The 15,030-nt window shown below is 32.1% G+C and carries 16 protein-coding genes; 10 read left to right on the forward strand and 6 right to left on the reverse strand.

Annotated features, from left to right (window positions below):
* Window positions 1–33 precede the first annotated feature (33 nt).
* From N5D03_RS13495 to N5D03_RS13505, 3 genes are read left to right on the forward strand one after another with little or no spacing between them, the layout of a single operon-like run.
* Complete coding sequence (locus N5D03_RS13495) at window positions 34–1,368, forward strand: Y-family DNA polymerase (protein WP_347880925.1); 1,335 nt, start codon at window positions 34–36, stop codon at window positions 1,366–1,368.
* Between the two features lie 12 nt (window positions 1,369–1,380).
* The gene (locus N5D03_RS13500; protein ID WP_115001214.1) at window positions 1,381–1,839 is read left to right on the forward strand and encodes a S24 family peptidase; all 459 of its coding nucleotides are present in this window, start codon (window positions 1,381–1,383) and stop codon (window positions 1,837–1,839) included.
* A 56-nt stretch (window positions 1,840–1,895) separates the two neighbouring features.
* A complete protein-coding gene (locus N5D03_RS13505) occupies window positions 1,896–2,357 on the forward strand; it encodes a hypothetical protein (protein ID WP_147280014.1) in 462 nt (153 codons plus the stop codon).
* A gap of 32 nt (window positions 2,358–2,389) precedes the next feature.
* Here N5D03_RS13505 and N5D03_RS13510 read toward each other — a convergent pair whose 3' ends face one another.
* Entirely contained in the window at window positions 2,390–3,778 is a 1,389-nt protein-coding gene (locus tag N5D03_RS13510; RefSeq protein ID WP_257468169.1) for a hypothetical protein, read from the reverse strand.
* 294 nt (window positions 3,779–4,072) lie between these two features.
* Here N5D03_RS13510 and N5D03_RS13515 point away from each other — a divergent pair, with 294 nt between their 5' ends.
* Both N5D03_RS13515 and N5D03_RS13520 read left to right on the forward strand, forming a co-directional pair.
* The gene (locus tag N5D03_RS13515) at window positions 4,073–4,321 is read left to right on the forward strand and encodes a type B 50S ribosomal protein L31 (RefSeq protein WP_038335685.1); all 249 of its coding nucleotides are present in this window, start codon (window positions 4,073–4,075) and stop codon (window positions 4,319–4,321) included.
* A gap of 133 nt (window positions 4,322–4,454) precedes the next feature.
* Entirely contained in the window at window positions 4,455–5,627 is a 1,173-nt protein-coding gene (locus tag N5D03_RS13520) for a proline dehydrogenase family protein (RefSeq protein ID WP_115001213.1), read from the forward strand.
* 50 nt (window positions 5,628–5,677) lie between these two features.
* Here N5D03_RS13520 and N5D03_RS13525 read toward each other — a convergent pair whose 3' ends face one another.
* Window positions 5,678–5,986 (reverse strand): hypothetical protein, encoded by a 309-nt coding sequence (locus tag N5D03_RS13525; protein WP_115001211.1) that lies wholly within the window; start codon window positions 5,984–5,986, stop codon window positions 5,678–5,680.
* Window positions 5,987–6,055: 69 nt separating this feature from the next.
* On the reverse strand, window positions 6,056–6,367 hold the full coding sequence (locus tag N5D03_RS13530; protein ID WP_115001209.1) for a hypothetical protein: 312 nt from the start codon (window positions 6,365–6,367) through the stop codon (window positions 6,056–6,058).
* Between the two features lie 148 nt (window positions 6,368–6,515).
* On the opposite strand from N5D03_RS13530, the gene priA reads away from it, so the two are divergent.
* Window positions 6,516–8,975 carry a primosomal protein N' gene (gene priA, locus N5D03_RS13535; protein ID WP_115001207.1) on the forward strand — a complete coding sequence of 820 codons (2,460 nt, stop codon included), beginning with the start codon at window positions 6,516–6,518 and terminating at the stop codon, window positions 8,973–8,975.
* A 42-nt stretch (window positions 8,976–9,017) separates the two neighbouring features.
* Here priA and N5D03_RS13540 read toward each other — a convergent pair whose 3' ends face one another.
* From N5D03_RS13540 to N5D03_RS13550, 3 genes are read right to left on the reverse strand one after another with little or no spacing between them, the layout of a single operon-like run.
* Window positions 9,018–9,392: a hypothetical protein gene (locus N5D03_RS13540; protein ID WP_280051962.1), complete on the reverse strand. Its 375-nt coding sequence runs from the start codon at window positions 9,390–9,392 to the stop codon at window positions 9,018–9,020.
* Between the two features lie 12 nt (window positions 9,393–9,404).
* Window positions 9,405–9,752 (reverse strand): hypothetical protein, encoded by a 348-nt coding sequence (locus N5D03_RS13545; protein WP_115001203.1) that lies wholly within the window; start codon window positions 9,750–9,752, stop codon window positions 9,405–9,407.
* 52 nt (window positions 9,753–9,804) lie between these two features.
* Window positions 9,805–10,305: a transcriptional regulator gene (locus tag N5D03_RS13550; RefSeq protein WP_125349104.1), complete on the reverse strand. Its 501-nt coding sequence runs from the start codon at window positions 10,303–10,305 to the stop codon at window positions 9,805–9,807.
* A gap of 173 nt (window positions 10,306–10,478) precedes the next feature.
* Between N5D03_RS13550 and N5D03_RS13555 the strand changes: the two genes are divergently transcribed.
* The 4 genes from N5D03_RS13555 to N5D03_RS13570 are packed head-to-tail and all read left to right on the forward strand — an operon-like array spanning window position 10,479 to window position 14,869.
* Window positions 10,479–11,168, forward strand: coding sequence for an ABC transporter ATP-binding protein (locus N5D03_RS13555; RefSeq protein ID WP_038335693.1), 690 nt, complete (start codon window positions 10,479–10,481; stop codon window positions 11,166–11,168).
* A 57-nt stretch (window positions 11,169–11,225) separates the two neighbouring features.
* Window positions 11,226–12,455, forward strand: coding sequence for an ABC transporter permease (locus N5D03_RS13560; protein WP_038335694.1), 1,230 nt, complete (start codon window positions 11,226–11,228; stop codon window positions 12,453–12,455).
* A complete protein-coding gene (locus N5D03_RS13565; protein WP_038335695.1) occupies window positions 12,455–13,711 on the forward strand; it encodes an ABC transporter permease in 1,257 nt (418 codons plus the stop codon). Before N5D03_RS13560 ends, N5D03_RS13565 begins: the two co-directional genes overlap by 1 nt.
* Before the next feature lie 24 nt (window positions 13,712–13,735).
* Window positions 13,736–14,869, forward strand: a complete 1,134-nt coding sequence (locus N5D03_RS13570) for an efflux RND transporter periplasmic adaptor subunit (protein WP_115001196.1) — start codon at window positions 13,736–13,738, stop codon at window positions 14,867–14,869.
* Window positions 14,870–15,030: the final 161 nt, after the last annotated feature.

The following is a 15,030-nucleotide window of genomic DNA, read 5'->3' on the forward strand; positions in this document are numbered from 1 at the left end:
ATATAAAATTAAATAAGGATACAAACCACTCATTTGAGTGGTTTTTTATTTTTGAATAATTTAACATTTTCGATGACACAATGTGGCGTTTTAACTTCTCAACTTTGTATTATGTTCGCATTGATAGATTGTAATAATTTTTACGCCAGTTGCCATCGTGTTTTTCAACCGAAGCTTCTTCATCAGCCAATTGTAGTATTGTCTAATAATGATGGTTGTGTAATTTCGCGTTCTGCCGAAGCAAAGTTAGCTGGAATTCCAATGGGTGCGCCTGCGCATCAATTTCAACGTATTTTTGAACAGAAAAAAATCAAAGTTTTTTCGTCAAATTATCAATTATATGCGGATATGAGCAATCGTGTAATATCGATTTTATCGTTGTATTCGCCTGATCAGGAAATTTATTCGATAGACGAATGTTTCTTAAAATTGAATGGATTTGATCGTTTTGATTTGAAAAATTACGGATTAGAAATCAAATCTAAAATATATCAATTTACAAAATTGCCAGTTTGTGTAGGAATTGCTCCAACAAAATCCTTGGCGAAATTAGCGAATCATATTGCGAAAAAATTTCCAGAAGTTCATCAAGGGGTTTATATTATTCAGACTCAAGAACAAATCCATAAAGCGTTAAAATGGCTAAATATCGAAGATGTTTGGGGAATTGGACGACGAATGTCACGACGTTTGAGAATGATTGGTGTCAATAAAGCGTTGGATTTTGTACAATTAAAAGATGATTTTCTTCGGAAAGAATTTTCGATAGTAGGTTTGCGTTTGAAAAAAGATTTGTTAGGTGAAGCGGTGTTAGATTTAGAAACGATTTCGGCAAAGAAAAGTATTGCAACGACGCGTAGTTTTGAAGAATATACCAACGATTTTGAATATGTAAAAGAGCGTGTTGCTACTTTTGCGGTTTCGTGTGCAGAGAAACTTCGGAAACAGAATTCTTCTTGCAATTTGGTTACAGTTTTTATTCAGACCAATAATTTTGATAGAAATAAACCACAATATTACCGTACAATTTCGGTCCATTTACCTTACGAATCGAATTCAAGTATAACGTTGTCCAAATTTGCAATTAAAGCGTTTGAGCAAATTTATAAAGATGGTTATGAGTACAAAAAGGCTGGAGTAGTGGTGTCTGGAATTGTTTCGTCAGATCAAAAACAATTATCGCTTTTTGAAGAAGAAAATCCAAATCACCCAGATTTGATGAAAGTCATCGATTTGTTGAACAAAAAATTTGGTGCGGCAAAAATAAAATTAGCTTCGCAAGATTTGAATAAAACGTGGAAAATGCGTCAAAATAATTTATCACCTTGTTATACAACCAAGTGGAAAGATTTGTTGGTGGTGTATTAAACGATAGAAAAAATGAATGGAGAGATAAAAATGTTAGACAAAGAACTCAACCTTTTTGTTATAAATACAGATGGTGAGAAAAAATATATTCCGAATTTTGGTCATGTAAATGCTGGATTTCCTTCACCTGCAGAAGATTTTGTGGACGATAGAATAAGTTTGGACGAACGTTATTTAACGCATCCCGAATCTACTTTTTTGATTGTCGTTGGTGGAGATTCGATGTATCCTGTTTATCAAAAAAATGATATTTTGGTGATTCGGACAGATCTTATTCCGTTGCATCACGATGATATTATTGTTTCTGTTAATAATGAAGATTATACGTTGAAACGCTTTGATAAAATAAACAATAAACTGATTGCGATAAATCTAAATTACAAAGATTGTGTTCAAATACACGAAAATGATGAGGTGGTTATTTTAGGAGTTGTTGGTGTTTTGGTACGAGAAATAACGAATAGAATTTAAATCTTTGTTGTAACTTTTTTATAAAACATGCATCTTAATAGTAAAGATATGATGTTATGAGAAAATTTATTTTATTGTGTTTTGCAGTGATGTTGGTGCAATCTTGCGTGACAATTTCAACTGTTTCGAATGTGTCAACGAATGCGTCAAGATATTTGAGTATTGATGGAATTTATAAAACAGAAGGAACAACATATTCAGCAACAAAAGTGATTAGACGAAATAATAATCAAATCGTTTTGGACTTTACACAAATGCAAGGAGAAGTTTATTATTTCTTGAAAACAAATCAAGATATAGAACTTGAATTAGATTATGAAGTGAAACAAAAAAATGGTTTAATGGATTTTTCGATTGTAGATTATACAGGAAAAGAATTAACTCAAATAGGTAGTGCTTCGAAAGGAAAAATGAATAAAAAAGAATCTATTCATTTAGAATCTTATAAAAGTTATAGAATCAATTTTAAAGGAGATGATTTTAAAGGAAAAGTATCTGTTCAGTTAAATAATAAATAAATAAGGTCGAGTTTTACTCGACCTTATTTATTTTATTGAAATGCTCCAATTGTAGGAGTTGTTCCTCGAGGTTGTCCGTTATAATCTAACGGATATTGTTGCGCAAAAGATATTTTTCCTTTCCCTTTAGCAGGTGATTCATTTTTCACAGCTAATTTATTTGCGAAATAATTTGTATTCTCAAACATCGGATCTAACGTAATACTTGCCAAGAAATTTGGCGCAGTTGTCACATTTAATACTGAAGTATCCGCATTGTGAATAACATTGGTGTCAAATAAATAATTGAAAGCCGCACCATCTTTTTTATCCAATAAAATAGCATTTGGCGTGCGTTCATTATATATAATACAATTTCCGAACGTTGCTTTTGTCAAAGCCGAAACATTTTTATCATTGTTTTCGTTACTCAAGAAAAGCGAATAAGCTGGACCAGCACTTGTCGCAAAATTGTAATAATTGGCAAAAGTAGAATGATAAAATTCGTACGAACCACCATATTCTATTGCTAAAGTTGCCAAATTACTATTATTCATCACCAAGTTGTAACCTGTAATTGTAGCGTTTGTTGCTAAAATTCCATACGATTGATTATTAACAATTTTAGCATTACTAATATCTAATTTCGAATTATTTACGTGTAAACCAGTATCTGCACCAATAATTTTTGCATAATTGATTTTTGATGTACTATTTGGAGCTAGTTCGATTTTGTTCCATTGATCAGGAATCGAATCGTATTTATTATCATGACGAGCTGAACGAAATTTCACTTCTTCATTCAAAGCTCCATTTACAGTAAGTTTTGCATTGTTTCCAACTGTTAAACTTGCTCCTTTTTTGAAATAAACTTTTGCACCTTTATCAATTGTTAAATCACTTGTAATAGTTAAATTTCCGTCAATTACTTGGGCTTCGTCCATATTCCAATTTGCAGAAGAAATTGTAGCATCTTTTGTATGAATTTTAGCTTTTTCTATCCAAGAAAGTAACTTGATTTTTTTAGAAGAATTGGTTGTTTTAAAGTTAATTTCGTCATCGTAAAGCGGATTAAGAGGCGCTTCTTGAGCATTTACTTCAACAAAAATAAATAAACTATCCTTTTTGCGAATCGGCACATTTTCGAAACTTGTTCCTGCTTTTCCGTCTACATTTATATTGAAAAATGAATTATTTCCACGTGTCAAATATATTTTTGGAATCACGCGATCATCATTCTCAGGATTATAAATTTTAAGCAGATAGGTTTCAGATTTAGAGAAATTATATACGGTATCTACGGAAACGGTATCTTTGCTAAAGCGCAATTCAGAACTAATTGGATCATAGTCAAAATCATCGCGACAAGATTGAAAACCAATCAAAGAAGCAATACCAAGTCCGGCGATTAATGTTTTTACGTTCATAAAATTATGATTCATTATATAAGTTTAAACAGCAAATAATAGGTTTTATTGTAGATGGACAAAGATAAAAAATAGATTTTTATGAATAGATTCACCAAAAATATTTGTACGAATTACTAAAATGTTTATATTTGCACCACGAAAAATGTGTACAAGAAGTGCAGGTTTAATTTTAAGAAGCCCATTACACTCGAAATTAAATTTGCTTAATGTATTGTTTTAAATGTTTTTTCAATAAAATTGATTGTAACATTCTGTAAATAATATTATCTTTGCACTCCAATAAAGTTAACAAAGAAGATTAAAAAAATGAAAAAAGATATCCACCCAACAAATTACCGTTTGGTAGCATTCAAAGATATGTCTAACGAAGATGTGTTCATCACAAAATCTTGTGCTGATACTAAAGATACATTAGTTGTTGACGGAGTAGAGTACCCATTAATCAAAATGGAGATTTCTTCTACATCTCACCCATTTTACACAGGTAAAACTAAATTGGTTGATACTGCAGGACGTATCGACAAATTCAGAAGCAAATACGCTAAAAAAGGATAAGAATAGGCAACTATTTGCAATCTTTAAAATATATCAAAAACCTACAAGAATTTCTTGTAGGTTTTTTTTAGTTTAATCAGGTTTTAATTATAAATTTGTAACGTTATATTAACACAAAAAATAGTTAACTCACATGTCTTTATTCGACAATACACAGTTTGCTTTCGAATCGAAATCAGATAAAGATTTAAAGAAAGCGTATTACTTATACAAGTTAATCGGAAGCCCCGCATTGACAAGTTTTGGAACTAAGTTTTTTAATTTACCATTTGCGGTAGATATCCCATTCGTAAAACCTGTAATTCGTGAAACAATCTACAAACAATTTGTAGGAGGAGAAACGGCAGAACAAGGTGTGGTTGTCGCAAATGAATTATTTAAATATCACGTAAGTTCTATTTTAGATTATTCTATCGAAGGATTAACAGAAGAAAAACAATTTGACGAAGTTCGTGACGTTATGTTACACTTGGTTGATTTAGCAAAATCTAATCAATCAATTCCATTTGTAGTATTTAAACCAACTGCATTTGGTCGAATCGAATTATTTGAAAAAGTAGGGAAGAAACAAACGTTAACTGCAGAAGAAGAAAAATCTTGGGCTAATATTCGTCAACGTTTCGAGGCAGTATGTCAAAAAGGATATGATTTGGATGTTAATATCATGGTAGATGCAGAAGAAACTTGGATGCAAGGTTCTGCAGATGATTTGACTGACGAAATGATGGTGAAATATAACACAAAACGTGCATTAGTTTGGAATACGTTGCAAATGTATCGTCATGATCGTTTGGCTTATTTGAAAGAAATGCATGCAAAAGCAGAGCGCGAAGGATATTTCTTAGGATTCAAAATTGTGCGTGGAGCATATATGGAGAAAGAGCGTGCACGTGCGCAAGCCGAAGGTTATCCATCTCCAATTCAACCAAACAAAGAAGCTTCGGATAGAGATTATAATCTAGCGTTAGAATTTATTGCTTCTCATCACGAGCGTTTTGGTTTATTCGCAGGTTCGCACAACGAAGAAAGTTGCGAATTGTTAATCAAATTGATGAACGAAAACGGAATTGAGAAAAATAATCCAAATTTCTGGTTTGGACAATTATTTGGAATGAGTGATAATATTTCATTCAACTTGGCGCATTTAGGATACAATATTGCAAAATATTTACCTTACGGGCCAATCAAAGAAGTAATGCCTTACTTGGTTCGTCGAGCACAAGAAAACACTTCTGTTGCAGGACAAACAGGACGCGAATTGATGCTGATTGAAAAAGAATTAGAGCGTCGTAAAAAATCGAAATAATCGTATTTTATATAAAGCAAAAATCCACTCAATTTGAGTGGATTTTTTGATTAATTATTATTTTTCTTGATTCTAATCTTGCCTTTATGTTCATGATACATCATACAAGTTGCTTTATTTTCTAACTCTTTGCATGTTTTTTCAAAATCATAAATAACACTCACGGTTTCACCTTCTTTTTTGTCTGAAAATATTTCATTGTTACAAACCAAATAATCCTCTTTGTCATCAACACGAATGTAAGTTCCTGTACAATCTCTCACAATCGTTCCAGTAAATAATCGATCGTGTTTAATACTTGTACTGCAAGAAGATAGGGCTAAGGTAAGGAGAGTAGTTAATGAGAAAAGTAGTTTCATATTTTGATAAATTAATAATCATAAATATAAAGTTTTTTATAGTGTAAATAAATAGAGTTTAACTATATTTTAAAAACTTTTTTTATTAAAATTTAGAATAACCAACATCATCGAATCTTGTAAGGAAGTCACTTGATGAATAACTTTTGGAGGAAGAATATATTCGTCAAATTCTTTTAAATTGACAATCTCAATTTTTGAATCAATTTCTATTTCACCTTTCAGCATTAAAATTTTTGCATTTACAGGTAATTGATGATCGATTAATTTCAAACTTTTTTTTAGTCCAAAAGCAACAACACGCGTATCATCATTTCTGAAAATGATTTTTATAATTGGTTTTTCCGATTCCGAAATCTGATCTAAAATGGCATGTAACATAATGATAGTTTTTGAATTCTCTTAAAATTAGTATTAATTCTTCAAACTATCTGAAAATGAAATATTAATAATTTGTGAAATTTTAAGCAATTGTAATCTTCATTCTTAACACAAAAAAATGTTTAACTTGCGTTTTTAATCATATAAAATGACAACGAATTATTTTGCCGAAATTATTTTACCACTTTCATTAAATGGAACATTTACATACCATCTTTCTGAAATTGATTTACAGCAAATTAAAGTTGGTCAGCGTGTTTCCGTGCCTTTCGGAACGCAAAAATTATATACAGGAATTGTACATTCTATTCATCAAAATGCGCCAGAATTATACAAAACAAAGGCGATTCATGCTTTTTTGGATGATGAACCTTTGGTGACGCAAACGCAAATTAATTTTTGGGAATGGATGGCGAATTATTATATGTGTTCACTGGGCGATGTTTTTCGAAATGCTTTTCCTTCTGCATTAAAATTAGAATCTCAAACTTTTGTTCGATTAATTAATCCAAATTATGAAACAATTGAAGAGCTAAATGATTATGAATTCTTAGTTTTTGAAGCGTTGAAATTGCGTGAAATCATTTCAGTTGAAGAAGCAGCTTTAATTGTAGACGAGAAATCAGCAATTCCAACACTTAAATTATTAATTGATAAAGGAATTATTCGGTTAGATGAAAAACTGAACGAAAAATATACGCCAAAAATTGATAATTATGTCCGATTACATCCAGATTTAAAAGGAAATGAAACTGCCTTTATCGAGATTTTAAATCAATTAAATAAAGCACCAAAACAGCGCGAAACCTTGTTGCAATTGATTACGTTAGAAACGCAATCACAAGAAAAACCGCTAAAAGTTGCAGATTTTATAAAACAAGGTGCGACAAATGCTGTACTTAAATCTTTAGCAGAAAAAGGAGCAGTTGAAATTTATCAACATCAAACTTCTCGTGTAGATGAAGATGAGAAAGAAGTTGCTGAAATTGCTGAATTGACCTTGAAACAAACTGAAGCTTTGAATCTAATTAAAGAAGATTTTAAAGATAAATCGACTGTTTTGTTACATGGCGTAACGTCAAGCGGAAAGACAGAAATTTATCTAAAATTGATGGAGCAAGTAATTGCGAAAGGAAATAAAGTGTTGTACTTATTACCAGAAATTTCTGTGACAACGCAAATTGTTCATCGAATCAAAAAACATTTTGGAGAAAGAGTAGGAGTTTATCATTCGAAATTCAATCAAAATGAACGTGTAGAATTGTGGCAGAAAACCTTGAATGGCGATTTTGATATTATCATTGGTCCACGAACAGCGTTGTATTTGCCTTTTGATAATTTGGGAATGATTATCGTGGATGAAGAGCACGAATCTTCTTATAAACAAATGGATGTAAAACCATTTTTTCATGCGCGCGATATGGCGATGTTGCTTGGAGGAATGATGAATGCGAAGGTTTTGTTAGGTTCAGCGACACCTTCGGCTGAAAGTTATTATAATGCGAAAAATAAAAAATATGGTTATGTCGAATTAACTGAACGTTTTGGGAGTATAAAATTACCCGAAATTAATTTGATTGACCTCAAAAAAGCGCAAAAGGAAAAAGAAATTACAGAAGATATTTCGCATACACTTCGTGATGAAATTTTCAATCAATTGCATCAAAAAAAGCAAGTCATTTTATTTCAGAATCGTCGTGGATATGCGCCAATTATGGAATGTAATACGTGCGGTCATACGCCCGAATGTCCAAATTGCGATGTCAGTTTAACATATCATAAATTCTCTAATCAACTAAAATGTCATTATTGTGGTTATGCACAAGCAAAACCTTTGCGTTGCCCGAGTTGTGGTTCGCACGAATTGAATACAAAAGGTTTGGGAACGGAGCAGATAGAACAGCAAGTTCAAACAATTTTTCCTGAAGCAAAAGTTCGAAGAATGGATGTCGATTCGATGCGAGGGAAATTTGCGTACGAAAAATTGATCGAAGATTTTGAGAACAAAGAAATTGATATTTTAATTGGAACGCAAATGATTACAAAAGGTTTTGATTTTGGAAATGTTAATTTTGTTGGTGTTATTCGAGCAGATTCTTTGTTAAATTTTCCTGATTTTAGAGCGCACGAAAAAGCGTTTCAATTGTTAACGCAAGTTTCTGGTCGTGCAGGTCGTCGTCAAGAACAAGGAAAAGTATTGATTCAATCTTTTCAGCCAGAACATCAGATTTTGCAAAATGTCACAACCTACAGTTATGCACCAACGATGAAAGATATTTTGTATGAGCGAAAAGAATTCTTGTATCCTCCTTATTCACGGTTAATCAAGTTGCGTTTCAAGCATAAAAATAAAGAGCGTTTGGATAAAACGGCGGCTCAATTAGTCGTTTTGCTTAAACCAAGTTTTGATGCAAAATGTTTACTTGGTCCAGAAACGCCTTCGATTGGAAGAATCAATAATTTGTATATTACAGATGTGATGATTAAAATTCGACCAAATCAATCACCTCAAAAAGTAAAAGATTTAATTCAAGCAAAAATAGATCAATTGCATACAATTGCAGCTTTTCGTTCGGTACGAATTGATGTTGATGTTGATCCAGTTTAAAATAAAAACCTCCCAAAAGTTAACTTTTGGGAGGTTTTCTTGTTAAGATTCTAAACTTCTTAAATATTGTTGTTGTAAAGATCGTCGTCTGCCTTTCATAAATAAGAAAAGGTTTAGCATCAACATTATTCCTAAATAAATGGCGAAACCACCAATTTTTGTACTTAATTTTACAATTAAATCTTCGGTTGTAACGATAGAAGTCATGTAAACAATTAGCATGGCGAAACCGATATTCAAAAGATAAAAACCAATTTTGAACAATGAATTTGTTGCGCTTGCAATATCTTCTTTTTGATGAAAAATATCGTACATAAATATTTTTCCATTTTTGAATAAAACGTTAGAAACTGCGATTGTCATTAATATTGCCACTGGTAAGTAAACCAAATATGCAATTAGATTGTAATTTGTCATAATTTGCTGTGTTTAAGTGTTTATTTTTTTGCTTTTTCTTGCAATATAAATAATTGATAAATTAATAAAATGTAATATTCCGAGGATTAATAATATAAATCCAATTTTGTAGGACAATGAAGAAAACATGATGGTAATGGAGTCAACTTGTTCCCAGTTTTGTAAACTTATTGCCGAAAAACCTAAATTGACCAAATAGTATCCAATCAATAAAAGATTATTAATCGATTGACAAACAGAATGATTATCGATTAAGTTTGTCAAGTACACAAAACCAATTTTATACACTTTCCAACCAATAAAAATGGTGATGTAGAAAGTAATAATCAGATAAATGATATACGAAATAATATTATACATATTGAATTTTCAATAATTTTTGAAATTTGTGATTCAAAAAAATACGAATTGATTATTTCATCAAATTCGTGATTTTTCCTACCAACCAATGCTCATCAGATTTGATGGCAAGGTCCATTATATTATTGATTTTTGTTGAAACAGAAGATAAATCTTGTAATAATTTAGCAAATTCTTTTGCGTCATCAGATTGATCATCAATATTTTTTAATGTATCTAAAAAATCAATTACTGGCTCTATTTCACGCTTTCTGCGTTCCTTTGTAATTTGTTTGAATAAATACCAAACATCTTTATCGGCAACAAAATATTCTTTACGTTCTCCTTTTATTAGCTCTTTTCGTATAATTCCCCAATCCATCAACGCTCTCAAGTTCATATTTGCATTTCCTCTCGAAATCTGTAATTCTTCCATAATTTGATCAGTTGAAATCGGTTCACTATAAGTTAATAATAATGCATGAACTTGTGCCATAGTACGATTTATTCCCCAGTTAACAGCGAAAGTTCCCCAAGTTTGAACAAATTTTTCTTTTGATTCTTCTAATTTCATTGCAATTATTATTTACACAAATATATATAAATTTCTATACTTTCAAAAATTATTGAAAATTAATTTTGAAAAATATTTTAGCGCTATTTATAAGATAAATCTTAAACTTGCTTGTAACATTTTTCTTATAATTTCGACTTATCTGTTATCTTTATTGAAATTTACAACAATCTATGATATCTATTCGAGATTTAAATAAATCCTACATAATGGGAAAAAACAAACTTCACGTACTCAAAGGAATTAACCTTGAGATTACGGAAGGCGAATTTGTTGCGATTATGGGATCTTCGGGTTCGGGGAAATCAACTTTATTGAATATCATTGGAATGTTGGACGAGCATGATACAGGTATTTATGAATTGGACGGTGTTAGAATTGAGAAGTTAAACGAAACTAAAGCGGCTAATTATCGAAACAAATTTTTAGGATTTATTTTTCAATCTTATAATTTAATTAGTTTCAAAAATGTATTAGAAAATGTAGCGTTACCGTTGTATTATCAAAAAGTAAAACGATCGGATCGAAATAAAATAGCGCTTAGTTATCTGGAAAGAGTGGGGTTGGAGCCTTGGGCTACTCATATGCCAAATGAACTTTCGGGTGGACAAAAACAACGTGTTGCAATTGCGCGTGCATTGGCTGCAAAACCAAAATTGTTATTGGCGGATGAGCCTACAGGAGCGCTGGATACAAAGACTTCGCAAGAAGTAATGCACCTGATTCAAGAAATTAATGACGAAGGTAAAACAATTGTAATGGTGACGCATGAAGATGATATTGCAAATATGTGTAAACGTATTGTTCGTCTTAAAGATGGTGTAATTGTAAGTGACGAAAAAGTAGAACAAGTAAGAGTTTAATGATTTTCGAATCTCAAACTTCGTAAATCATAAATCAAAGAATCTTAAATATAAAATATGTTTGATACAGACCGTTGGAGCGAAATATGGTCGTCCATTGCAAGTAATAAATTGCGTACAGCATTGTCGGGTTTGACAATCGCTTTGGCGCTTTTTGTGTTTATTACATTGTATGGATTGGGAAATGGTTTGCAGAACGGGTTTCAACAAGAATTTTTCAAAGCAAATTCATTAAATATTACCGTTAACGGAGGTACAACAACAGAACCTTACAATGGTTTCAAACAAGGACGTACAATTGAATTGGATGTAAAAGATTTTGATTTTATTAAACATTCTTTTCCAGATGAAATAAAATCGATTGTAAGTACAATTTCGAAAAGTGATACGATTAGAAATGAAGCTAATTCAGGAAGTTATTCAATTACTGGAGTTTATCCAGAATATGAATCAATGATTAATGAAAATGTAACGCTTGGTCGATTTATCAATAAAAAAGATATGGAGAATCAGTCCAAATCAATTGTTATTGGACGATTGGTTGCGCAAGATTTTTTTCCAAATCAGATTGCGATTGGTAAGTATTTGCAATTAGGTTCAAGTATGTATCAAGTGGTTGGTGTTTTCGAAAGTAAAGATGGTGGTGATAATGCCGAGCGTGCTTTGTATGCACCTTTTACAACGTTTAGAACGATTTATGCTACAGATAAAGTATCATCGATTATTGTAACACCAAAAGATGGAATGGCTTTGGCTGACATTTCTAAACTTGCAAATGCAATTGAATATAATATAAAAGGTCGACATAATGTTGCACCTTCTGATTATGGTGGAATTTGGGTGCGAAATGCGGCTGATGCAATGGAAGATACCAATCAATTTTTCTTGATTCTGACAATTATTGTATTTGTAATTGGTGGAGGAAGTTTGATTGCAGGAATCGTAAGTATCGGAAATATTATGGTGTTTAGTGTAAAAGAGCGTACCAAAGAAATTGGTATTCGAAAAGCTTTAGGCGCAACACCAGCCAATGTTTTGGGACTGATTTTACAAGAAGCAATTATGATTACAATTATTTTCGGAGCAATAGGAATTGCTTTAGCGGCACTTGTTGTAGAAAATATTGGAGATAGCTTAGAAGAATATTTTATTTATAATCCAGGTGTAGAAACTAATTCGTTGGTAATGGCTTGTATTATTTTATTTGTTGCAGGAACAGTTTCTGGATTAATTCCAGCTTTGAATGCAGCACGTATTAAACCTATTGATGCTTTAAGAGACGAATAATGAACTTTATAAAATTTGTTTTTGATCCAGATGCTTGGAGCGAAGTCTACGCGGCGATTCGCAAAAATAAATTGCGCACTATTTTGACGATGATTGGTGTCGCATGGGGAATGTTTTTATTTGTCTTATTGTTAGGCGTAACACGTGGTTTGCAAAATGGTTTTGACCGTAATTTGGCAAATGCTGCAACCAATTCATTATTTGTTTGGGGAGGAACGACATCGATGCCATATCAAGGATTTCAAAAAGGTCGCACAATTGAATTGAAAATGAGTGATGTTCGTCAAATTCAGGCTCGTTTTCCTCAAATTTCGTTGTTAGCTCCTCGAAACTCGAAACCAAATTCAATATTAACTTACGGAACAAAATATAATTTTTACACGGTTAATGGAGATTACCCAGACCAAAACCGAATGTTTGGGAAAGATATTATTCAAGGTCGGTTTATCAATGAAGATGATATCAAAACTGAATCGAAAGTTTGTGTAATTGGAATTGAAGTTGCCGAACAATTTTTTGGTGATAAACCAAAACCTTTAGGGAAAGAAATCAGAATTAGCGATAGTTATTATACAATTGTCGGCGTTTACGACACACCTTCTTCGCCTGTAGAGAGTAAAGATCAAGTGTTTATTCCGTTTACAACATTTCAAAAGATATATAATCAAGGGGAAACGATTCAATATTTGAGTTTGAGCCTGCCTAATAATTATGATATTGTTGCATTCGAAAAAGAATTAAAAACATATCTGAAACAAATTAAAAATATTTCGCCAGATGACGACCAGGGAATTGGAGGTTTTAACTTAGGTGAAATGCTTGGAAAGATTATGAAATTCGTAAAAGGAATGCAGTTCCTAGCGATTGTTGTAGGAGGGATGACATTATTTTCTGGGGTTATTGCGATTGCAAGTATATTATTGATTACAGTTTCAGAACGTACAAAAGAATTTGGAATTCGAAGAGCATTAGGTGCAATTCCTGCTCAAATTCGAGGACAAATTTTGTTAGAATCAGTAGTTTTAACATTAATTGCAGGTTTAGGCGGAATTATTTTTGCAGCACTTTTACTAATGGTTCTCAACGAAATTATCATTCCATCAAATAAAAACATACCTTTATATAATGCGTCAATCGATTTGTTTACACTTTTTACAGCTTTAGCAGTGATGGTGATTATGGCAACTTTAGCGGGATTGATTCCTGCTCAACGTGCAATTCAAATCAAACCTATTGATGCTTTGAGAGATGAATAACTAAAACTTAACAGATATAGAAGAATGAAAAAATTTCTAAAGATTTTGATGATTGTCGTTTTTATCGGTGCTGTAATCGGTGTGATTGCGTATTTCGGTAAAAAGAATAGCCAAGACAATGAAGTTTATGAAACGACAACGCCTTTTATGGGAAATATAGAGGTGAAAGCTGTTGCAACTGGTGAAGTAAAACCGTTGGAAACAATTGAAATTAAGCCAAATATTTCGGGTGTTATAAAATCGATTAATGTTGCTGAAGGACAATATGTAGAGCGTGGTCAATTGATTTGTGAACTGAAAGTTGTTCCAAATGTTCAGTCGTTAAATGCAGCTCGTCAGTCTATTCAAGCGGCTCAAATTACGGTCGATCAAGAACGTCGTAATTTCAATCGAACATCAACTTTATATAATCAAGGTGTTTTGCCTCGTGCAGATTATGACAATGCAAATGCAACATATAAGTCAGCTCAACAACAATTAAAAGCTGCCGAAAACGATTACAAGGTTGCGCAAACAGGTATTGCTCCTGGTTTGGAAGCTTATGCAACAACACGTATTACAGCAACTACTTCGGGAATGATTTTAGATATTCCTGTTGAGGTTGGGAATATGGTGCAAGAGATTAATAATTTCTCTACAGGTACGACGATTGCTACGATGGCTGATGTTAAGAAAATGATTTTCCAAGGAAAAGTTGACGAAGCTGAGGTTGGTAAATTAAAAGAAGGAATGAAAATTAATGTATCGATTGGTGCAATTCCGAACAAAACTTTTACAGCGATTCTTGATTTTATTTCGCCTCAAGGAGTTGCAACGAATGGAGTAGTTCAGTTCGAGATTAAAGCACCAGTTCAATTAGATTCAGATAACTTTATTCGTGCGGGATATTCTGCAAATGCTGAGGTTGTAACGCAGGAAGCAAAAAATGTATTGTTGGTAAAATCAGCGCATGTTCGTTACGACGAAAACCAAAAACCATATGTTGAGATTCTTACTTCTGGTAAAGGACAAGATGCAAAATACGAAAAGAAATACATCACTCTTGGAATTACAGACGGAGTGAATGTTCAAGTAAAATCTGGCTTGAAAAAAACAGATAAAATCAAAATTTGGAATACCGATTTGGAAAAAGATAAAAACGGTAACGGTCCACATTAATAAGATACAAAAGGAGAATAAAGCGTTCTCCTTTTTTTGATTCTGTCACTCCGATTTTATCAAAAAGCTTTTTTATAGAAACTTAATTATGATGTCATCAGCATCGTATCCATTATATTATTAACTATACTGAATAACTCATTCTCGCTTTGCGACAATTC

The sequence above is a fragment of the Empedobacter sp. GD03861 genome (assembly GCF_029840885.1).
Classification (GTDB): Bacteria; Bacteroidota; Bacteroidia; order Flavobacteriales; family Weeksellaceae; genus Empedobacter; species Empedobacter falsenii_B.

Bases quoted from the DNA above. Each gene is read 5' to 3' on its own strand.
- N5D03_RS13500 (WP_115001214.1), top strand. From the start codon at position 1,381: ATGAATGGAGAGATAAAAATGTTAGACAAAGAACTCAACCTTTTTGTT.
- N5D03_RS13505 (WP_147280014.1), top strand. From the start codon at position 1,896: ATGAGAAAATTTATTTTATTGTGTTTTGCAGTGATGTTGGTGCAATCT.
- N5D03_RS13510 (WP_257468169.1), bottom strand. From the start codon at position 3,778: ATGAATCATAATTTTATGAACGTAAAAACATTAATCGCCGGACTTGGT.
- N5D03_RS13515 (WP_038335685.1), top strand. From the start codon at position 4,073: ATGAAAAAAGATATCCACCCAACAAATTACCGTTTGGTAGCATTCAAA.
- N5D03_RS13520 (WP_115001213.1), top strand. From the start codon at position 4,455: ATGTCTTTATTCGACAATACACAGTTTGCTTTCGAATCGAAATCAGAT.
- N5D03_RS13525 (WP_115001211.1), bottom strand. From the start codon at position 5,986: ATGAAACTACTTTTCTCATTAACTACTCTCCTTACCTTAGCCCTATCT.
- N5D03_RS13530 (WP_115001209.1), bottom strand. From the start codon at position 6,367: ATGTTACATGCCATTTTAGATCAGATTTCGGAATCGGAAAAACCAATT.
- priA (WP_115001207.1), top strand. From the start codon at position 6,516: ATGACAACGAATTATTTTGCCGAAATTATTTTACCACTTTCATTAAAT.
- N5D03_RS13540 (WP_280051962.1), bottom strand. From the start codon at position 9,392: ATGACAAATTACAATCTAATTGCATATTTGGTTTACTTACCAGTGGCA.
- N5D03_RS13545 (WP_115001203.1), bottom strand. From the start codon at position 9,752: ATGTATAATATTATTTCGTATATCATTTATCTGATTATTACTTTCTAC.
- N5D03_RS13550 (WP_125349104.1), bottom strand. From the start codon at position 10,305: ATGAAATTAGAAGAATCAAAAGAAAAATTTGTTCAAACTTGGGGAACT.
- N5D03_RS13555 (WP_038335693.1), top strand. From the start codon at position 10,479: ATGATATCTATTCGAGATTTAAATAAATCCTACATAATGGGAAAAAAC.
- N5D03_RS13560 (WP_038335694.1), top strand. From the start codon at position 11,226: ATGTTTGATACAGACCGTTGGAGCGAAATATGGTCGTCCATTGCAAGT.
- N5D03_RS13565 (WP_038335695.1), top strand. From the start codon at position 12,455: ATGAACTTTATAAAATTTGTTTTTGATCCAGATGCTTGGAGCGAAGTC.
- N5D03_RS13570 (WP_115001196.1), top strand. From the start codon at position 13,736: ATGAAAAAATTTCTAAAGATTTTGATGATTGTCGTTTTTATCGGTGCT.